Source organism: Actinoallomurus soli, from assembly GCF_024055715.1.
GTDB classification, from domain to species: Bacteria; Actinomycetota; Actinomycetes; order Streptosporangiales; family Streptosporangiaceae; genus Actinoallomurus; species Actinoallomurus soli.
The window spans coordinates 44468-62463 of the sequence record NZ_JAMXMV010000001.1 but is presented as its reverse complement, the minus strand read 5'-3'; the positions used below and the strand labels follow the sequence as shown (position 1 = coordinate 62463).

The following is a 17996-nucleotide window of genomic DNA, read 5'->3' as shown; positions in this document are numbered from 1 at the left end:
CAGGATGATGCGCTCCCGTGTCGTCCGGCTGAGCGCGGTGAGCCTCCTGTCGCTGTCCATCGTCGGCTGCTCGGACCGTAGCGAGACCGCCTACTGCATCGACGGCTGGGCGCCGGTCCACAGCTCCTACCGCGTCGTCCCCGACTACTACTGCGACAACGGCGGGTCGTACGGGCGTTATTACTGGTACTACGGCGGCAGCTACCGCAACGGGTACGTCTCTCGCGGCACGAGCATCCGGCCGCGCGGCCCCCGGATCGTCTCGCGCGGCGGCCGCGTGATCTCCCGCGGCACGAGTCACAGCAGCCGCGGCGGCAGTCACGGCGTCTCGCGGGGCGGGTTCGGCCATCACGGCAGCAGCTCGCGGGGAGGCTGAGCGGTGCGGCGCGGGCGTTCGGCGCCCCGGGAGCGCTGGGATCAGATCGTCGAGTCGCAGGGGCTGGCCTATCACCGCGCCTCGCACCCCGGACACCTGACCCGGCCGTACTGGGACGAGTCAGTTCACTACACGTTCGAGATGGACGAGGTGCTGGCCCTCGAGGAGACGGTCGAGGAGCTGCACCGGATGTGCCTGGCGGCGGTGGAGCACGTCGTGAGCACCCGCCGGTACGCGGTGTTCGGCATTCCACCGTGGGTGTGGCCGCTGATCGAGGCGTCGTGGCGGCGCCGCGACCCGCACCTGTACGGCCGGTTCGACCTGTCGTACGACGGCTCGGGCCCGGCGAAGCTGCTGGAGTACAACGCCGACACCCCGACCTCCCTGCTGGAGAGCTCGATCATCCAGTGGTACTGGGTGCGCGACACGCACTCCGACGACGACCAGTGGAACTCCATCCACGAGCGGCTCGTCGACCGCTGGAAGGAGATCGCCCCGGCGGTCCTGTCCGGCCCGCCCGGGCTGCCCGGCGGTCCGGCCGTCCACTTCGCCTGGACGAACGAGGACGAGACCGGCGAGGAGGTCATGACGATCGCGTACCTGCAGGAGACCGCCGAGCAGGCGGGCGTCCCGGGGATCGCGATCGCCATGGAGGACATCGGCTGGCACCACGACCGCGGCCGGTTCGTCGACCTGGAGAACCGCGACATCGCGGCGTTCTGCAAGCTCTACCCCTGGGAGTGGATCGTCGGCGAGCCGTTCGGGCGGCAGGTGCCGCGGGCCGCCTGGGTCGAGCCGATCTGGAAGATGCTCCTGTCCAACAAGGCGCTGCTCGTGCTGCTGTGGGAGCTCTACCCCGGCCACCCGAACCTGCTGCCCGCCTACCTCGGCACGCCCGGCTCCCTCACCTCGTACGTCCAGAAGCCGCTGCTGGGGCGGGAGGGCGCGAGCATGCGGATCGTCACGCCGGACGGCGTCCACGCGGACACGCCGGGCGAGTACGGCGCCGAGGGCTACGTCTTCCAGGAGTTCTGCCCGCTGCCGGACTTCGAGGGCGAGCACCCGGTGCTCGGGGCCTGGGTCGTCGGCGACGAGGCGGCCGGCCTGGGCATCCGCGAGACGTCCGGGCTGATCACCGACGACACGTCGTCGTTCGTCCCGCACCGGATCCCGGCCGAGCCCGAGGACGGCGGAGTCGGTCCCTCATAGCCGCGGCGTTGCTCCCTCACACCTAAGGAGACAAGACAGATGTACCTGGCGTTCTCAGACGGCTTCGGCACGGCGCTGGGCAAGGGCGCGGGCGCGATCGCCGCGTACACGGCCGTCGGCCTGGTGCTGCTGCTCATCGGCTTCTTCGCGGTCGACGTGACGACGCCCGGACGGCTCACCTCGATCATCCGCCACGGGCGGAACACGAACGCCGCGCTGCTGGCCGTCTGCGGCGTCGTCGGGGTCGGGCTGGTCGTCGCCTCCTCGATCTACGCCTCCGGCGGCCGGCTCAGCGAGGGTCTGATCGCGACGCTCGTGTGGGGCCTCGTCGGCATCGTGGCCCAGCAGGTCGGAGCCTTGATCGTCCGGGCGCTGTTCCGCGTCGACGTGGCGGCGCTCATGCGCGCCGAGGCCCTCGAACCGTCCGCCGTGCTCCTCGGCGCGACGCAGGTGACGATCGGCCTGATCACCGCCGTCGCCGTCATCTGACGGCCCGCCGGCCGGCCGGGGAACGGCTACCGGCCGTCGTACGGGGCGAGCCGGGGGCGTACGGGCGCCACGCCGCGGCTCACCGGCAGCCCGGCCGCCCGCCATTCCTGGAATCCGCCGATGACGTCCGTGGCGTTGACCAGCCCGAGCGCGCGCAGCGACGCGGCGGCCAGCGAGGAGGAGTAGCCCTCGTCGCAGATCACGATCCATCGCACGTGATGGTCGGTGGCCTCCGGGATGCGGAAACCGCCGCGGGGATCGAGCCGCCACTCCAGATGGTTGCGCTCGACGACGATCGCGCCGGGGATGTCGCCGTCGGCCCGTCGCTGGTACTCCGGGCGCGTGTCGACGAGGCGGGCGCCCTCGCGCACCGCCTCCGCGGCCTCCAGCGGCTTGAGCCGGACGAGCCGCGCACGCGCCTCGGCGAGCAGCCGGTCGACGCTCACCGGAGCCGTTGCGGGACGTCGAACGTGGCGCAGACGGCCCGCCAGACGCTCTTGGCGTCCTCGCCGTCGGCCAGCGCCTGCTCGATGGTGCGACCGCCGAGCTCGGACAGGACGTAGTCCTTGGCCACGCTCTCGGCGTAGCCCGCGCCGAACTGCTGGTTCATCCGATCCCAGAACACCGTGAGTCGCACGGCTCCCACGCTACCGTTCCGGTCCCGCCGTGGCCGATTCGGTCGGTGGGGGCGTGCACACTGGCAGCATGAACCCCGTCGACCGTTTCTCGGCCCCCACCCGGGCCTGGTTCACCGGGGCCTTCGCCGCGCCCACGGCGGCCCAGACGGGCGCCTGGGAGTCGATCGCCCGGGGTGACAACACCCTCGTCGTGGCGCCGACCGGGTCGGGCAAGACCCTGGCCGCGTTCCTGTGGTCGCTGGACCGGCTGGCCTCGGTCCCGCCGCCGGAGGATCCGAAGCGGCGCTGCCGGGTGGTGTACGTCTCGCCGCTGAAGGCGCTGGCCGTGGACATCGAGCGCAACCTGCGCGCTCCGCTGACCGGGCTGCGGCAGACCGCGCGGCGGCTGGGCCTGGACGAGCCGGACATCGGCGTCTCGCTGCGCTCCGGGGACACCCCGGCCGACGAGCGCCGCCGGTTCGCGACGAAGCCGTCCGACATCCTGATCACGACGCCGGAGTCGCTGTTCCTGATCCTGACCTCGCAGGCCCGCGAGGCGCTGCGCGGCGTGGAGACGGTGATCGTCGACGAGGTGCACGCCGTCGCGGGCACCAAGCGCGGCGCCCACCTCGCGCTGTCCCTGGAGCGGCTGGACGCGCTGCTGGAGCGTCCCGCGCAGCGGATCGGCCTGTCGGCGACGGTGCGCCCGGTGACGGAGGTGGCGACGTTCCTCGGCGGGGTGCGGCCCGCGACGGTGGTGCAGCCGCCGCACGAGAAGGAGGTCGACCTGCGGATCTCGGTGCCGGTGGAGGACATGACCGAGCTTCCCCCCGACCCCGGCGCCGAGGACGACTCACCGCTGCGGGGGCGCAACCTCTGGCCGCACGTCGAGGACGCCGTGCTCAGCCTCATCGAGGAGCACCGGTCGACGATCGTGTTCGCCAACTCCCGGCGCCTGGCCGAGCGGCTCAGCGGACGGCTGAACGAGCTCGCCTGGGAGCGGGCGAACGGCGCGGCGCTGCCGCAGGACTCCTCCCCGGCGGAGATGATGGCGCAGGCGGGGGCGGCGCGCGGCGCGCCCGCCGACGTCGTGCGCGCGCACCACGGCTCGGTCTCCAAGGAGGAGCGGGCCGGCATCGAGGAGTCGCTGAAGGCCGGCCGGCTGCCGGCGGTCGTGGCGACCTCCAGCCTGGAGCTGGGCATCGACATGGGCGCGGTGGACCTGGTCGTGCAGGTGGAGTCGCCGCCGTCCGTGGCGGCCGGCCTGCAGCGGATCGGCCGGGCCGGGCACCAGGTCGGGGCCGTCTCCAAGGGCGTGATCTTCCCGAAGTACCGCGGTGATCTCGTGCAGACGGCGGTCGTGGCCGAACGGATGCGCGACGGCGCGATCGAGGAGCTGCGGTATCCCCGCAACCCCCTCGACGTCCTCGCCCAGCAGATCGTGGCGATGACCGCGATGGACGAGTGGCCGGTGGACGAGCTGGAGACGCTCGTACGCCGGGCGGCGCCGTTCGCGACACTGCCACGGTCGGTGCTGGAGGCGACCCTCGACATGCTCGCGGGCCGCTACCCCAGCGACGAGTTCGGCGAGCTGCGCCCCCGGCTGGTGTGGGACCGCGTCGCCGGCGTGCTGCGCGGCCGACCGGGCGGGCAGCGGCTGGCGGTGACCAGCGGCGGCACGATCCCCGACCGCGGGCTGTTCGGCGTGTTCCTGGTCGGCGAGAAATCCTCGCGGGTCGGCGAGCTCGACGAGGAGATGGTGTACGAGTCGCGGGTCGGCGACGTGTTCGTGCTGGGTGCGAGCTCGTGGCGGATCGAGGACATCACGCCCGACCGGGTCCTGGTCTCCCCCGCCCCCGGCCATCCGGGGAAGCTGCCGTTCTGGCACGGCGACGCGCCGGGCCGGCCGGCGGAGCTGGGCCGTGCGCTGGGCGCGTTCAGCCGCGAGCTGGCGGCGCTGGAGCCGGACCCGGCGCGCGAGCGGCTGCGCGCGACCGGCCTGGACGACTGGGCGGCCGGGAACCTCCTGGCGTACCTCGCCGAGCAGCGGGAGGCCACCGGCTACGTCCCCGACGACCGGACGCTGGTGGTCGAGCGGTTCCGCGACGAGCTCGGCGACTGGCGGGTGGTGGTGCACTCGCCGTTCGGGGCGCGGGTGCACGCACCCTGGGCCCTGGCCATGGCCGCGCGGCTGCGGGAGCGGTACGGCATGGACGCGCAGGCCGCGCACTCCGACGACGGCATCGTGCTGCGCATCCCCGACACGGGTGCCGCATTCGACGAGACCGGTGCGGCCCCGCCGGCGGGCGACCTGGCGGTGTTCGACCCCGAGGAGATCGAGCGGATCGTCACCGACGAGCTGGGCAACTCGGCGCTGTTCGCATCACGGTTCCGTGAGTGCGCGGCGCGGGCGCTGCTGCTGCCGCGCCGCAATCCGGGCCGGCGCATGCCGCTGTGGCAGCAGCGGCAGCGCGCCGCGCAGCTCCTGTCGGTCGCGAGCCGCTATCCGTCGTTCCCGATCGTGCTGGAGACGGTGCGCGAGTGCCTGCAGGACGTCTTCGACGTGCCGGGCCTGGTCGCGCTGATGCGCGAGCTGGCGAGCCGCAAGGCGCGGCTCGTCGAGGTCGAGACGCCGGTCCCGTCGCCGTACGCCCGGTCGCTGCTGTTCGCGTACGTCGGCGCGTTCATGTACGAGGGCGACGCCCCTCTCGCGGAGCGCCGCGCGCAGGCCCTGGCGCTGGACTCGACACTGCTGGCGGAGCTGCTGGGCCAGGCGGACCTGCGGGAGCTGCTCGACCCGGAGGTGGTCGCGGAGGCCGACCGCGAGCTGCGGCGGCTGACGCCCGAGCGCCGCGCCCGCGACCGGGAGGGCACCGCCGACCTGCTGCGGGAGCTCGGCCCGCTCAGCACCGAGGAGCTGACCGAACGCGGCGTCGACCCGCGCTGGCCCGCCGAGCTGGAGGAGGCCCGCCGGGCGATCCGGGTGCGGGTCGGCGGCGTGGAGCGCTGGGCCGCGATCGAGGACGCCGCCCGGCTGCGCGACGCGCTGGGCGTCCCGCTTCCCGTGGGCGTTCCGGAGGCCTTCCTGGAGCCGGTCGCCGATCCCCTCGCCGACCTGCTGAGCCGCCACGCCCGTACGCACGGGCCGTTCCACGCGGCCGACGTGGCGGCGCGGTTCGGGCTGGGCGTCGCGGTGGTCACGGACGGGCTGCGCCGGCTGGCCGCGACGGGCCGGGTCGCCGAGGGCGACTTCACGCCCGGCGAGCGCGGCACGGAGTGGTGCGACGCGGGCGTGCTGCGGATGCTGCGCCGCCGGTCCCTCGCCCGCCTGCGGGCCGAGGTGGAGCCGTCGCCGCCGGAGGCGCTCGCCCGGTTCCTGCCCGCCTGGCACGGCATCGCGTCCCGCGGCTCGTTGCGCGGCATCGACGCGCTCGTCCACGCGATCGAGCAGTTGCAGGGCGCGGCGGTGCCCGCCTCCGCCCTGGAGTCGCTGGTCCTGCCCGCGCGCGTGCCCGGCTACTCCCCCGCGATGCTCGACGAGCTGACCGCCTCCGGCGAGGTCGTGTGGGTGGGGCAGGGCGGGCTGCCGGGCGGTGACGGCTGGGTGTCCCTGTACCTCGCCGACACGGCGCCGCTGCTGATGCCCGAGGCCGCCGAGATCACGCTGACGCCGCTGCACGAGCGCGTGCTGGAGTCGCTGTCCGACGGCGGGGCGGTGTTCTTCCGCACGCTGTCCGACCGCGTCGGGTCGCTGAACGACACCGAGCTCGTCACCGCGCTGTGGGACCTGGTGTGGGCCGGCCGGCTGACGAACGACACCCTCGCGCCGCTGCGCGCCCGGCTCGGCTCGACCCGTACGACGCACCGGCCCCGCACGCGGCGGCGACCGGCCCTGCCGTCCCGCACCGGACCGCCGGCCGCCGCGGGCCGCTGGTGGCTGCTGCCCGAGCCGGAGACCGATACGACACGGCGCGGGCACGCGCTGGCCGAGACCCTGCTCGACCGGTACGGCGTCGTGATCAGGGGCGCCGTCATGGCCGAGCGGACGCCTGGCGGCTTCGCGGCGGTGTACCCGGTGCTGAAGGCGTTCGAGGAGTCCGGCCGGGCCCGGCGCGGCTACTTCGTCGAGGGGCTGGGCGCCGCGCAGTTCGCGCTGCCCGGCGCCGTGGACCGGCTCCGGGCGACACGTCCCGATGCCGAAGCCCCCCGCGCGGTGGTGCTGGCGGCGACCGACCCGGCCAACCCGTACGGCGCGGCGCTGCCCTGGCCGGAGCGGTCCGGCGAGGTCGCGAGCGGGCACAAGCCCGGCCGCAAGGCGGGCGCGCTCGTCGTGCTGGTCGACGGCCGCCTCACGCTGTACGTCGAACGCGGCGGCAAGACCCTGCTGTCCTGGGGCGAGGAGGACCCGCAACCCGCCGTCGACGCGCTCGCCCTGGCCGTACGCGAGGGCGCGCTCGGCAAGCTGACCGTCGAACGCGCCGACGGCGAGTCGATCGTCGACTCCCCCCTCGCCTCCGCCCTGGAGGCCGCCGGCTTCCACCCCACCCCCCGCGGCCTCCGCCTCCGCGCCTGAACCCTCGCCGCTCCGCACCTACACGACGGCCCTGGGCCGACGTTGACATCACCGTCAGCGTCGGTCCGCACTCCGTACGGGTTGCTTGAGACCACCGGCGTTCGGCGGTCGTCACAGCCGCGACAGCCGACACCTGCACGTTGGGCCCCGTCCAGCTTGGTGAATGTCGGCGCAGGGCGCGCTGGGGCGGCCGGTCAGCGGTGGTTCGGGAGGGAGCGGACCATCTCGCGCGCAGCACCGACCACCCCGAAGTACGCGGCCGCTGAACCGCTCGGGTTGGTGACCATCATCTTCACCACGACGTTGCTCACCCGGAACCAGATGACGGCCGAGCCGCTGCCGTGCATGTCCTCGCCGGATTCCTCGGTGACGGCCTTCTCGTCGCCGACGACCAGTTCGCTTCTCAACGGGTCGGCGGCGCGGAGCTCGTTCATCCTGGAGTGCGCGCGGTCCTCCGCCGAGTGCCACCAGGACCGGGTGTACCGAGTGGTCGACAGGACCTGGAGGTCGAGGTTCCCATTGGCCAGACTCCACCATTCGCAGTGGTCGCCGACCCCGTGACGTGGCTGCGGGATCGCCTTGTCGAGGGCGGCCGAGGTGATCCCGCCACAGGCCGGAAACGCGGAGAATCTGCCCTCACCGATGATGCGGAACGGGTTCCAGGCCACATTCACCACAACGATGGCCGCACCCACGAACACCACGAGTGCACAGATCAAGGCGATCATCGCCGGCTTCGCCGAAGCGTTCGGCCTGACCGGGCGCGTGCCCGGAACGTACCCGGGCGGAGAGGGGATGGGGGGTTCGGCGATGGTCGGTGCGAAGCCCGCCCCGTAGGGACCCTCTGGAGGACGACCGCCGGAGTAGGCGGCCTGTACCGGCACCGGACCGTACGGCTTCTCCGGCGCCTCGTACGTTTCGGAGTGTCGCCGCGACGCGGGGTCCACCGTGGCGAGCTCCCCCAGCCCCCGGCCTCCGATGTCGGTCGCCTCGGTCACCGCTCGCAGTCGCCGTCGTGTGACCTCGGCGCTCAGCCGTTCGGCCGGATCCTTGATCAGCAGACCCTTCAGGACCGGCGCGAGGGGGCCGGCCTGAGCCGGCGGCTCGGGTTCCTCTGTGAGGACCATGCCGATCAGGGCGGGGACCTCATCGGCGCTGTAGGCAGGCCTGCCCTCGGCGGCGAAGTAGAGCACGGCGCCGAGGGACCACAGGTCCGACTCGGGACCGGCCGGGCGCCCGCGGAGGCGTTCCGGCGCGATGTATCCCGGAGATCCGATCAGCGTCCCGGTCTGGGTCAGCGCGGTCGCACCCGCCATCGCCGCGATGCCGAAGTCGGTCAGGACGATGCGATCGTCATCGCCGACCAACACGTTCCTCGGTGTGACGTCCCGGTGCAGGATTCCCGCAGCGTGGGCGGTGTCCAGCGCGTCGAGCATCTGCAGGCCGATCGCCGCGACGCGGTCCGGGGAGAGCGGGCCGTCGTCGCGGACCAACTGGTCGAGGGACCTGCCGCGTACGAGCCGCATGACGATCCACGGCAGGTCGTCCTCGGTGACCACGTCGTACACGTTGATGATCGCCGGGTGATCGAGGTGCGCGGCGGCCTTGGCCTCGCGAACGAATCGCTCGAGCATGCCCGCACGGCTCGCGTCGTCCAGACCGCTGGGGAGCAGGATCTCCTTCATCGCGACGTCACGCTCGAGGTACTCGTCCCGCGCGCGCCAGACGATTCCCATTCCGCCGCGGCCGAGCGAGTCCAGCAGCCGGTAACGCCCTGCGATGATCCGTTCTGCGGAACTTGGCATGGCGGGACGATATCGCTCAGGCATCACTCGGCTCGACGCATCGGCCAGAGCCGTCGAATCCGCAGGAGAAATGCCGACCGCGTCGATGCGGCGGTGTTCCCTAAGGAGGTCGCCGGCTCTACCTCATGCACCTGGACGCCTTCCGCTACGCCAGCCGTCAGAGTGGGGCCAGGCGGGCCTTGAGCAGGCAGAACTCGTTACCTTCTGGATCAGCGAGGACGTGCCACTGCTCTTCCCCGGTCTGGCCGACATCCGCCGGGCGCGCCCCGAGCTTCAGGAGACGTTCGAGCTCGGCGTCCTGATCGCGGTCGGTGGCGTTGACGTCGATGTGCAGCCGGGGTCTTCCGTTCCCCCGATCGTCGTCGTTGCGGCTGAGGATGATCGTCGGCTGCGGACCGCCGAACCCTTCGCGGGGCCCTATCTCGATCCAGTCCTCCTCGCCATCGAGCACGATGAAGTCCAGGACCTCGCACCAGAACCGCGCCAGCACTTCGGGGTCGCGGCACTTGAGCACGAGTTCACTGATACGGCATGCCATTGACGAAACCTACTCTCCGCGTGGGAACTGCCGGGGTGGCCGCACGCCAATCTGACGGTCCGGTGCAGTGAGAACACTCCCGCGACCGTACCGGGCGAGACGAGGCAGGGGCGAAGTGAATTTTCAGGCCGTGCGGTTCTGGCTTCCTGCCAGCCGTGCGGAGCGGATGATCTCCCAAGTCCAGCCGACATCCAGGCGATCTCCGAAGCTCTGCGGCAGGGAGAGGAGGCTCCCGAAGGGCGTCGGCGCATGCACGACCGAGCCGACCAGGTACTCGCCGGGGAGCCGACACCGCGACAAGGCCGTGGTGCGAGATCCTCGCCGAGCGTGAGAGTGGCCGGTAGGCGTATCGACTCAGTCTGGACCCGGTCGCCGAGGAACAGATCAACGCGGTCCCTCAAGTAGCTCTAGGCCCACTCGCCGAACTGTTCACTCTGCTCGAGACGGCGCCCTTGAGCGGGCAGCCGTTCAACCGACCGGTCAGAAGGCCCCGGAGCCGTCAGTGGCAGTGGGTCCAGCCGCTGGTCCAGGCGCCGGTCGGGGAGGAGCCGCCCCAGCGGACGCACTTGCCCTTGGCGGGCAGGCGGACCGGGCCGGCGAAGAACGGGTTGGCCGCCGACCGGGAGCCCTGGCCGCCGTCCTTGACCGCAAGGGTCGCGGTCATCCGGGTCTTGTCGCCGTTCGACTTGGGGACCATCGTGACGACGCAGTTCGCGCCGCTGGCGTCGTTGTAGAGCAGATGGACGGTCGCCTCGCCGAGCCCGTGACTCTCGATCGTGTGGAAGCCGGGGCCGCACAGGCGCTCGGGCGTGTACGGGTTGGCCCGCACCGTCTTCTTCGGGGTCGGCGTGTGCGACGGCGTCTTCTTCCGCGTCGGCCGGTGGGCGGGCGTGTGCGACCGCTTGGCCTTGTGCTTCTTGGTGCTGGGGCTGGGCTCGGCGGTGTTCTGGCCGTCCCCGCCGAAGTGCGTCGCCGCGTACACGACGCCGCCGCCGCCCAGCAGGATGACGCCCGCGATGACCGCGGCGATCACGCCTCCACCGCCGCGTCTCCTCGGCATCGGCTCGTGGCCGTACGCGGGCGGAGGCGGGGTCACGGGCGGGATGTCGTAGGTGCCGCCGCCGGACGGGTGGTAGCCGCCGGCGGATCCCGGTCCGTGCGGGGGCATCCGCCGGGTGGACGCGGTGGGCGGGCCGGCGGGAGGCATCCGCATCGTGCCGGCGCCCTGCGGACCGGCCGGGGGCAGCACCCTGGTCCCGGCGCCCTGCGGACCGGCGGGCGGGAGCACCTCGGTGGCGCCTCCGGGTCGGCCGCCCGGCGGCAGCACCTCGGTCGCGCCGCCCGTCACGCCGGCCGGCGGGACGGCGCCCATGCCGGGCATCGGTGCTCCGGGCGCGCCGGAGAGGTCGAGGAGCCCGGTGGCGCCCTGCTGGCCCATCAAGGCGTCCATGAGCTGCCGGGCGGTCGGTCGCCGCGCCGGGTCCTTGGCGAGGCAGGCGGCGACGATGTTCCGCAGCCGTCCGTCGAGGGCGCCGAGGTCGGGCTCCTCGTGGAGGATGCGGTGGATGACCGTGGGGATGGACTTGTTGCCGAACGGCGGGGTGCCCGTGGCGGCGCACACCATCGTGACGCCCCAGGCGAAGATGTCGGTCGCCGGGCCGACACGCCCGTCGGCCAGTTGCTCGGGCGCCATGAAGGCGGGTGTGCCGACGACCTGGCTGGCGGCGGCGGTGCCGGTCGCGTCGAGCGCGCGGGCGATGCCGAAGTCGATCACCACGGGACCGTCCGGACCCATGAGGACGTTGCCGGGCTTGAAATCGCGGTGGACCACGCCGGCCTGGTGGATGGCCGCGAGCGCGGTGGCCGTGTTGATCGCGAGCCGGTCGAGGGTGGCGCCCTGGCGGGGGCCCTCCTGCCGTAGCTGGTCCTGCAGCGAGGGTCCGGGGACGTACTCGCTGACGATGTAGGGACGGTCGTCGGCCATGCCGACGTCCAGCACCTGAGCGGTGCAGAACCGGGCGACCCGCTTGGTGACCTCGACCTCGCGGACGAACCGGGCCTTGGCCCCGGCGTCCTCCATCAGCTGGGACTGCAGAACCTTGATCGCGACCGAGCCGTCCGCGCCGCGGCCGAGGTAGACGATGCCCTGGCCGCCCTCACCGAGCCGCCCGATGACCTCGTACGCCCCCAGCCGCCGGGGATCCCCGTTCGTGAGCGGCTGGACATTCGGCACGGCAGGCCTCCCGATAGATCGACACAGTCGCCGCAGAACCTATCAACGCGGCTGGAACGATCTGTACGCGACAGCGGAGAACGTACGCTCGGTGACGCCGGGTGATCAGTCGAGGAGCCTGTCCCGGGTCAGCCGGCGGAGGCGGAGAAGACGTCGTCGCGGGCGCGGTCGACGGCGGCGAACAGGGCTCCGCGCAGGACGGGGTTGCCCTCCACCTCGGTCAGGACGACCCGGGGGCGGGTCGGGCAGATCCGGCCGACGGCCTCCTCGACGAGCCCGGCGAGGCGTTCGCCTCCGGCCCGTCCGACGTCCCCGGCCAGCACGACCAGACCCGGGTCCAGCACGATCGTCACGGAGGCGACGCCGTACGCCAGGCGCGCCGCCAGCTCCCGCATGAACGGGTCGCCGTCCTCGCCGGCCTCGGCCGCCGTCCGTACACACTCGGTCGCGGTCGGGGCGGCGAAGCCGTACCGGCCGGCGAGCTCGCGGATCGCGTCGGCGCCGACGAGCGCGCCGAGGCCGCCGCCGAGGGCCTTCATCCCCCACGTCACCGACTCGGTGTCCTGCTCGGGCAGCGGCATGCCCGGCACGGGGAGGTAGCCGATCTCCCCCGCGCCGCCGGAGACGCCGCGGTGCAGCCGGCCGCCGAGCATGACGGCGAGCCCGATGCCGCGGGCCGCCCACAGCAGGGCGAAGTCGCCGACGTCCCGCGCGGCGCCGTCGGCTCGTTCGGCGAGCGCGGCGAGGTTCACGTCGTTCTCGATGGTGACCTCGAGCTTCAGGTCGCGGCGAAGCGCTTCGAGGATGCCCGCGTGCCAGTGCGGCATGTCGAAGATGAACTGCACGTCCCCGGTGCGCGGGTCGACGACGCCCGGGGTGCCGACGACGAGCGCGTGCAGCCTGCCGAGGGCGATGCGGGCCGAGCGGCAGGCCCTGACGACGGCGTCGTGGATGACGGACACCGGGTCGTCCGCGCCGTTCGGGTCGACGGTCACCTCGGCGACGGTCTTCCCGGTGATGTCGGCGATGCCGGCCGTCACGCGGTTGGGACCGACCTCGAGGCCGGCGACGTACGCGCTGGAGGGCACGACGGCGTACAGGGCGGCGTTGGGGCCGCGGCCGCCGGCCTGCTCGCCGACGACGGCGACGAGGCCGCGTTCCTGCAGGCGGGAGAGCAGCTGGGAGGCGGTGACCTTGGACAGACCCGTGTTCTGCCCGATCTGCGCCCGGGTGAGCGGGCCCGAGCTCACGAGGAGATCCAGGGCGGATCGGTCGTTGAGCTCGCGCAGCAGCCTCGGTGTCCCCGGGCGACTCGGCATCTCCCCGGCCCCCTTCCGTATCGATTTGATGACGGCCTATTGCTTAGGAAAGTTTCTTGTTAGTTTACAGCACAAGCAACCCGCCCCAAGTTAAGGCACGAGCTCCTTCGGCACCGCCCGCAGGAGCGCTCCACCACCCGCGCATACGACCGCCGCATGATCGACCCCCGTGGCGTATGCACCGGTGGCGTGACCGAAGGGAGTTCCATTATGCGGTTCACGAAGGCCGCCGCCACAGCCGCCGTCCTCACGGTCGCGGTCGCGGGCTGTGGCGGCAACGGCAAGAAGGACGACTCGGCCGGAGGGAAGGACCCGGCGAAGATCGTCGTCTGGCAGATGGGCGACGGCAGCCCGGAGCAGACCAAGTTCCTCGACGGGGTCAAGGCCGAGTTCCAGCAGAAGCACCCGAAGACCGACGTCGAGGTGCAGTACATCCCCTGGCCGCAGGCCACCCAGAAGTTCCAGACCGCGATCGCCGGCGGCTCCGGTCCCGACGTGACCGAGGTCGGCAACACCGACGTGCAGTCCTGGATCGAGCAGGGGGCGTTCGCCGACATCAGCGACAAGCTGAAGGGCTGGGCCGAGGGCAAGGACCTGAACAAGGGCGCCCTCGCCAACGACCAGGCGGACGGCAAGACGTACGCCGCTCCCTGGTACGGCGGCGTCCGGGCCGTCTGGTACCACAAGGACTGGTTCCAGTCTCTGGGCCTCCAGCCCCCGACGTCCTGGGCCGGCCTCGTCGAGGCGGCCAAGAAGATCCAGGACAAGAAGGGCGTGCCGGGCATCGCCGCGCCGAGCGACTGGACGAACGGCATCCTCAGCTTCGTCTGGGCCAACGGCGGCGACGTCGCGGCCAAGCAGGGCGGCAAGTGGACGGGCACGCTCGACCAGCCTCAGGCCAAGGAGGCCGTCGAGTTCTACGCGGGCCTCGTGAACAAGGACAAGGTCGCTCCGGACAAGTACGTCGGCAAGAACGAGTTGCAGGGTCCCCAGCAGGACTTCGCGCTCGGCAAGGTCGGCATGTACATGGACGGCAGCTGGGCCCTCCCCCAGCTGGAGAAGATCAACGCCAAGGATTCCAAGAACTGGGGCGTCTTCCCGATCCCGGGCAAGGACGGCGGTCTCGCGCCGGTCTTCTCCGGCGGCTCCGACCTGGCGGTCTGGAAGGACAGCAAGTACAAGGACGTCGCGTTCGACTACCTGACCACCCTGGACAGCAAGAAGAACGCGCAGGCGTTCGCCTCGACGTTGAAGTTCCTGCCGCAGTTCACCGACGTCCTGCAGAGCGCGACGTACAAGAACGACCCGATCATGGGTCCGTTCGCGCAGGCCGCCGCGAGCGGCGTCAAGTTCACGCCCACGAGCAAGGGCTGGGCCGACTACGAGGGCGCCAAGAAGGTACTGCCCAACGCGGTCAAGGCCATCATGCAGGGTAAGTCCCCCGACGACGAGCTGAAGAAGGCCGACGAGCAGGCCGGCTCCCTGCTCAACCAGTAAGGGACCGTCTCCATGCTCGACACCGCTCAGCCGGTGCGGCGGACGCCGGGGCGGGACACCGCCCGCCCGGCCCGGCGTCGTCGCCGCCCGCGCTCCGGGCCGTACCTGCTCATCCTCCCGGCGCTCGTGGTCATCGGCGTGCTGCTGATCTGGCCCGTCGTCCAGATCAGCCGGATGTCCTTCGAGAAGGTCGGCGTGCGCCAGCTCCGCGGGGAGCCGGCCGAGAACGTCGGCCTCGCCAACTACCGGCAGATCCTCGGCGACGGGTTCTTCTGGACGACGTTCCGCCACACGGTCCTGTTCGCGGTGGTCGCGGTCGCCGCCACCCTGCTGGTCGGGACGCTCGTGGGCCTGCTGATCAACCGGCTCGGCCGCAGGATGTCGGCCTTCGTCGCGGGAGGCGTGCTGATCGCGTGGGCGACCCCGCCGATCACCGCCGCGATCATCTTCTCCTGGCTGTTCGGCACCACGGGCGGCCTGGTCAACTGGTTCCTCGACCTCCTGCCGAACGCGCTCGTGGGATCCGGCTGGGCGAGCTACAACTGGTTCGCCACGCCGCTGCCGACGTACACCGTCCTGACGATCTGCGTCGTGTGGATGTCGTTCCCGTTCGTCGCGGTCTCGGTGCTCGCCGGGCTGCGGACGGTGCCGCGGGAGCTGTACGAGGCGGCCCGCGTCGACGGTTCCAACGCCTGGCACGGCTTCTGGCGGATCACCTTCCCGCTGCTGCGCCCGATCTTCGGCGTCCTGCTGGCGCTCTCGGTGATCTGGGACTTCCGCGTGTTCACCCAGCTGTTCGTCATGTCGGGCCTCGCCAACCGCGACGCGTTCAACCTGTCGCTGTACGGCTACTCCGAGGCGTTCGGCTCGCTCAACGCCAGGTACGGCCTCGGCTCGGCGATCGCCGTGGTCCTCACCCTCATCGTCCTGATCGTCACCGCGATGTACGCGCGGATGGTCATCCGTCAGGAGGGCGCGGCATGAGGGCCCCGCTGTGGCGCCGCGTCGCGCTGAACACCGCCGGCGTGTTCGTGTTCCTGGTGTCGGCCTTCCCGGTGTTCTGGATGGTCTCCACGGCGTTCAAGCCGAACGGGGAGATCTTCAGCTCCACGCCGCACCCGCTGCCGGAGCACCCGACCCTCAAGCACTTCCGGTTCGTCGTGGACGGCAGCGTCGCCGGGGTCTCCTTCTGGGACTACTTCCTCAACAGCGCGGTCGTGGCGATCGCGACGGTGGTGATCTCCGGGCTGCTCGCGCTCCTGGCGGCGACGGCCGTGGCGCGGTTCCGGTTCCGCTTCCGTACGACGTTCCTGATCCTGCTGCTCGTCGTGCAGATGGTTCCGTGCGAGGCGCTGGTCATCCCGCTGTTCATCGATCTCAAGCGGATGGAGATGCTGAACAGCCTGGTCGGCCTGATCGCGGTGTACGTCGGGTTCGCGCTGCCGTTCGGCACCTGGATGCTGCGCGGTTTCGTCGCGGCCGTGCCCAAGGATCTGGAGGAGGCCGCGGCGCTCGACGGCGCCGGCCCCCTGCGGATCTTCTTCCGGGTGCTGCTCCCCCTCGTCGCGCCCGGCCTCGTCGCGACGAGCGTCTTCTCGTTCATCACCGCCTGGAACGAGTTCCTCTTCGCCTTCACGTTCCTCAAGGACCAGGACAAAGCCACTTTGCCCATCATGCTGCAGTTCTTCTTCGGCCGATCCGGAAACGATTGGGGCCCGATCATGGCGGCGTCCACGCTGCTCACCCTGCCCGTCATCGCGTTCTTCCTCGTCGTACAGCGCCGGATGGTGTCCGGTCTGGTGGCCGGGGCGGTGAAGGGTTGATGAGCGATCCGTCCCTCGAGCGCCTCGTCAACGCCACTCTGCTGGCGCCGTTCCCCGGCGCCGCTCCGCCGCGCTGGGTCCTGGAGGGCCTGGAGCGGGGCATGAGCGGCGTGACCCTCTTCGCCATCAACGGCAACGTGCCGGGCACCGCCGAGCTGGCCCGGCTCACCGGGGAGCTGCGGAGGTACGCCGACCCGCTGATCTCCATCGACGAGGAGGGCGGCGACGTCACGCGGCTCGCGCATGACACCGGCAGCCCGTACCCGGGCAGCGCCGCGCTCGGCGCCGTGGACGACCCCGCCCTGACGCGGCGTGTGTACCGCTCGCTGGGCGCCGAACTGCGGCAGGTGGGCGTCAACCTGGACTTCGCCCCGTCCGCGGACGTCAACACCGCCGACGACAATCCGATCATCGGGACCCGGGCGTTCGGCTCCGACCCGGAGACCGTCGCACGGCACGTCGCCGCGGCGGTCGCCGGGCTGCAGGAGGCCGGGGTCGCCGCGTGCGCCAAGCACTTCCCGGGCCACGGCGCGACCTCCCAGGACTCCCACCTGGAGATCCCGACCGTGGACGCGGACCTGTCGCTGCTGGAACGCCGCGAGCTCGTCCCGTTCCGCGCCGCGATCGAGGCCGGGGTCGCCTCCGTCATGACCGGCCACCTCCGCGTTCCGGCGCTCACCGGGGACACGCCCGCGACGCTCTCGCACGCCGCGGTGACCGGACTGCTGCGCGGCGCCCTCGGCTACACGGGGGTGGTCGTCACCGACGCCCTGGACATGCGCGCGGCCAGCGACGCGATCGGCATCCCCGAGGCGTCCGTCCGCGCGCTCCTGGCGGGGTCCGATCTGCTGTGCCTGGGCTCGAAGGAGTACGAGGACAGCGTGCGCGCCATCCGCGAGCACATCGTCGAGGCCGTGCGCCAGGGGCGGCTGCCCGGCGAGCGGCTCGAGGAGGCGGCGGCGCGGGTCGCCGGGCTGAAGTCCTGGCTCGCCGGCGCCGGGGACGCCGAGGTCGACCGCGCGGTCGGCCTGGAGGCCGCCCGCCGGGCCGTCCAGGTCACCGGCACCCCCGCGGTCTCCCCGAACCCCTTCGTTGTCGAGGTCCAGGCGCCGTCGAACATCGCGGTCGGGCCGGTCCCCTGGGGTCTCGGCCCCTGGGTGCCGGACGTGGTGCCCGTCGACGCCGCCGACGCCGACGTCCAGGGCCTTGTGGAACGTGCCCGCGGGCGCTCGCTCGTCCTCGTCGTCCGGGACGCACACCGGTACGCGGGGCACCGCGACCTGGTCACGGCGCTGCTGGCCGCGCGGCCCGACGCCGTCCTCGTCGAGATGGGACTGCCGGTCTGGCGGCCGGAGGGGGTCGCGTACGTCGCGGCGTACGGGGCCACGCGCGCCAACGCCCGGGCCGCCGCGGAGGCGATCGGCCTGCTCCAGCCGGTGTCCGGTGACGCTCTGGCGTAGGCGGAGGCCCGTAATGGGAGGGGTGATGGGCAGAAAAACCCGAACGCCGATCGGAAA

General features: G+C 72.2%; 14 protein-coding genes. 8 read left to right on the top strand and 6 right to left on the bottom strand.

Annotation, left to right across the window (positions count from 1 at the left end):
- Positions 1 to 4 precede the first annotated feature (4 nt).
- Genes NDW01_RS00300 through NDW01_RS00290 form a run of 3 tightly spaced genes read left to right on the top strand, consistent with a single transcriptional unit; the run spans position 5 to position 2074 of the window.
- Positions 5 to 376, top strand: a complete 372-nt coding sequence (locus NDW01_RS00300; protein WP_252815411.1) for a hypothetical protein — start codon at positions 5 to 7, stop codon at positions 374 to 376.
- Between the two features lie 3 nt (positions 377 to 379).
- Positions 380 to 1585: a glutathionylspermidine synthase family protein gene (locus NDW01_RS00295; RefSeq protein WP_252815410.1), complete on the top strand. Its 1206-nt coding sequence runs from the start codon at positions 380 to 382 to the stop codon at positions 1583 to 1585.
- Between the two features lie 39 nt (positions 1586 to 1624).
- Positions 1625 to 2074 carry a DUF350 domain-containing protein gene (locus tag NDW01_RS00290; RefSeq protein WP_252776870.1) on the top strand — a complete coding sequence of 150 codons (450 nt, stop codon included), beginning with the start codon at positions 1625 to 1627 and terminating at the stop codon, positions 2072 to 2074.
- Positions 2075 to 2100: 26 nt separating this feature from the next.
- On the opposite strand, the gene NDW01_RS00285 is transcribed toward NDW01_RS00290, so the two are convergent.
- Both NDW01_RS00285 and NDW01_RS00280 read right to left on the bottom strand, forming a co-directional pair.
- On the bottom strand, positions 2101 to 2520 hold the full coding sequence (locus NDW01_RS00285) for a rhodanese-like domain-containing protein (RefSeq protein WP_252815408.1): 420 nt from the start codon (positions 2518 to 2520) through the stop codon (positions 2101 to 2103).
- Positions 2517 to 2711 carry a DUF3046 domain-containing protein gene (locus NDW01_RS00280; protein ID WP_252776861.1) on the bottom strand — a complete coding sequence of 65 codons (195 nt, stop codon included), beginning with the start codon at positions 2709 to 2711 and terminating at the stop codon, positions 2517 to 2519. Before NDW01_RS00280 ends, NDW01_RS00285 begins: the two co-directional genes overlap by 4 nt.
- 68 nt (positions 2712 to 2779) lie before the next feature.
- On the opposite strand from NDW01_RS00280, the gene NDW01_RS00275 reads away from it, so the two are divergent.
- Complete coding sequence (locus NDW01_RS00275) at positions 2780 to 7264, top strand: ATP-dependent helicase (RefSeq protein WP_252815407.1); 4485 nt, start codon at positions 2780 to 2782, stop codon at positions 7262 to 7264.
- Positions 7265 to 7458: 194 nt separating this feature from the next.
- Here the strand turns inward: NDW01_RS00275 and NDW01_RS00270 are convergent, their stop codons facing one another.
- From NDW01_RS00270 to NDW01_RS00255, 4 genes are all read right to left on the bottom strand, one after another.
- Positions 7459 to 9069, bottom strand: a complete 1611-nt coding sequence (locus NDW01_RS00270; RefSeq protein ID WP_252815405.1) for a serine/threonine-protein kinase — start codon at positions 9067 to 9069, stop codon at positions 7459 to 7461.
- 157 nt (positions 9070 to 9226) lie between these two features.
- Complete coding sequence (locus tag NDW01_RS00265; RefSeq protein ID WP_252815403.1) at positions 9227 to 9607, bottom strand: VOC family protein; 381 nt, start codon at positions 9605 to 9607, stop codon at positions 9227 to 9229.
- A gap of 499 nt (positions 9608 to 10106) precedes the next feature.
- The gene (locus NDW01_RS00260) at positions 10107 to 11840 is read right to left on the bottom strand and encodes a serine/threonine protein kinase (RefSeq protein ID WP_252815401.1); all 1734 of its coding nucleotides are present in this window, start codon (positions 11838 to 11840) and stop codon (positions 10107 to 10109) included.
- A 128-nt stretch (positions 11841 to 11968) separates the two neighbouring features.
- Complete coding sequence (locus NDW01_RS00255; RefSeq protein WP_252776812.1) at positions 11969 to 13159, bottom strand: ROK family transcriptional regulator; 1191 nt, start codon at positions 13157 to 13159, stop codon at positions 11969 to 11971.
- A gap of 210 nt (positions 13160 to 13369) precedes the next feature.
- Here NDW01_RS00255 and NDW01_RS00250 point away from each other — a divergent pair, with 210 nt between their 5' ends.
- The 4 genes from NDW01_RS00250 to NDW01_RS00235 are packed head-to-tail and all read left to right on the top strand — an operon-like array spanning position 13370 to position 17939.
- A complete protein-coding gene (locus NDW01_RS00250; protein WP_252815399.1) occupies positions 13370 to 14656 on the top strand; it encodes an extracellular solute-binding protein in 1287 nt (428 codons plus the stop codon).
- A 12-nt stretch (positions 14657 to 14668) separates the two neighbouring features.
- Complete coding sequence (locus tag NDW01_RS00245; protein WP_252815398.1) at positions 14669 to 15640, top strand: carbohydrate ABC transporter permease; 972 nt, start codon at positions 14669 to 14671, stop codon at positions 15638 to 15640.
- A complete protein-coding gene (locus NDW01_RS00240; protein ID WP_252815396.1) occupies positions 15637 to 16479 on the top strand; it encodes a carbohydrate ABC transporter permease in 843 nt (280 codons plus the stop codon). Before NDW01_RS00245 ends, NDW01_RS00240 begins: the two co-directional genes overlap by 4 nt.
- Complete coding sequence (locus NDW01_RS00235) at positions 16479 to 17939, top strand: glycoside hydrolase family 3 protein (protein ID WP_252815394.1); 1461 nt, start codon at positions 16479 to 16481, stop codon at positions 17937 to 17939. The genes NDW01_RS00240 and NDW01_RS00235 overlap by 1 nt, the downstream gene beginning before the upstream one ends.
- The last annotated feature ends 57 nt before the right edge of the window (positions 17940 to 17996 follow it).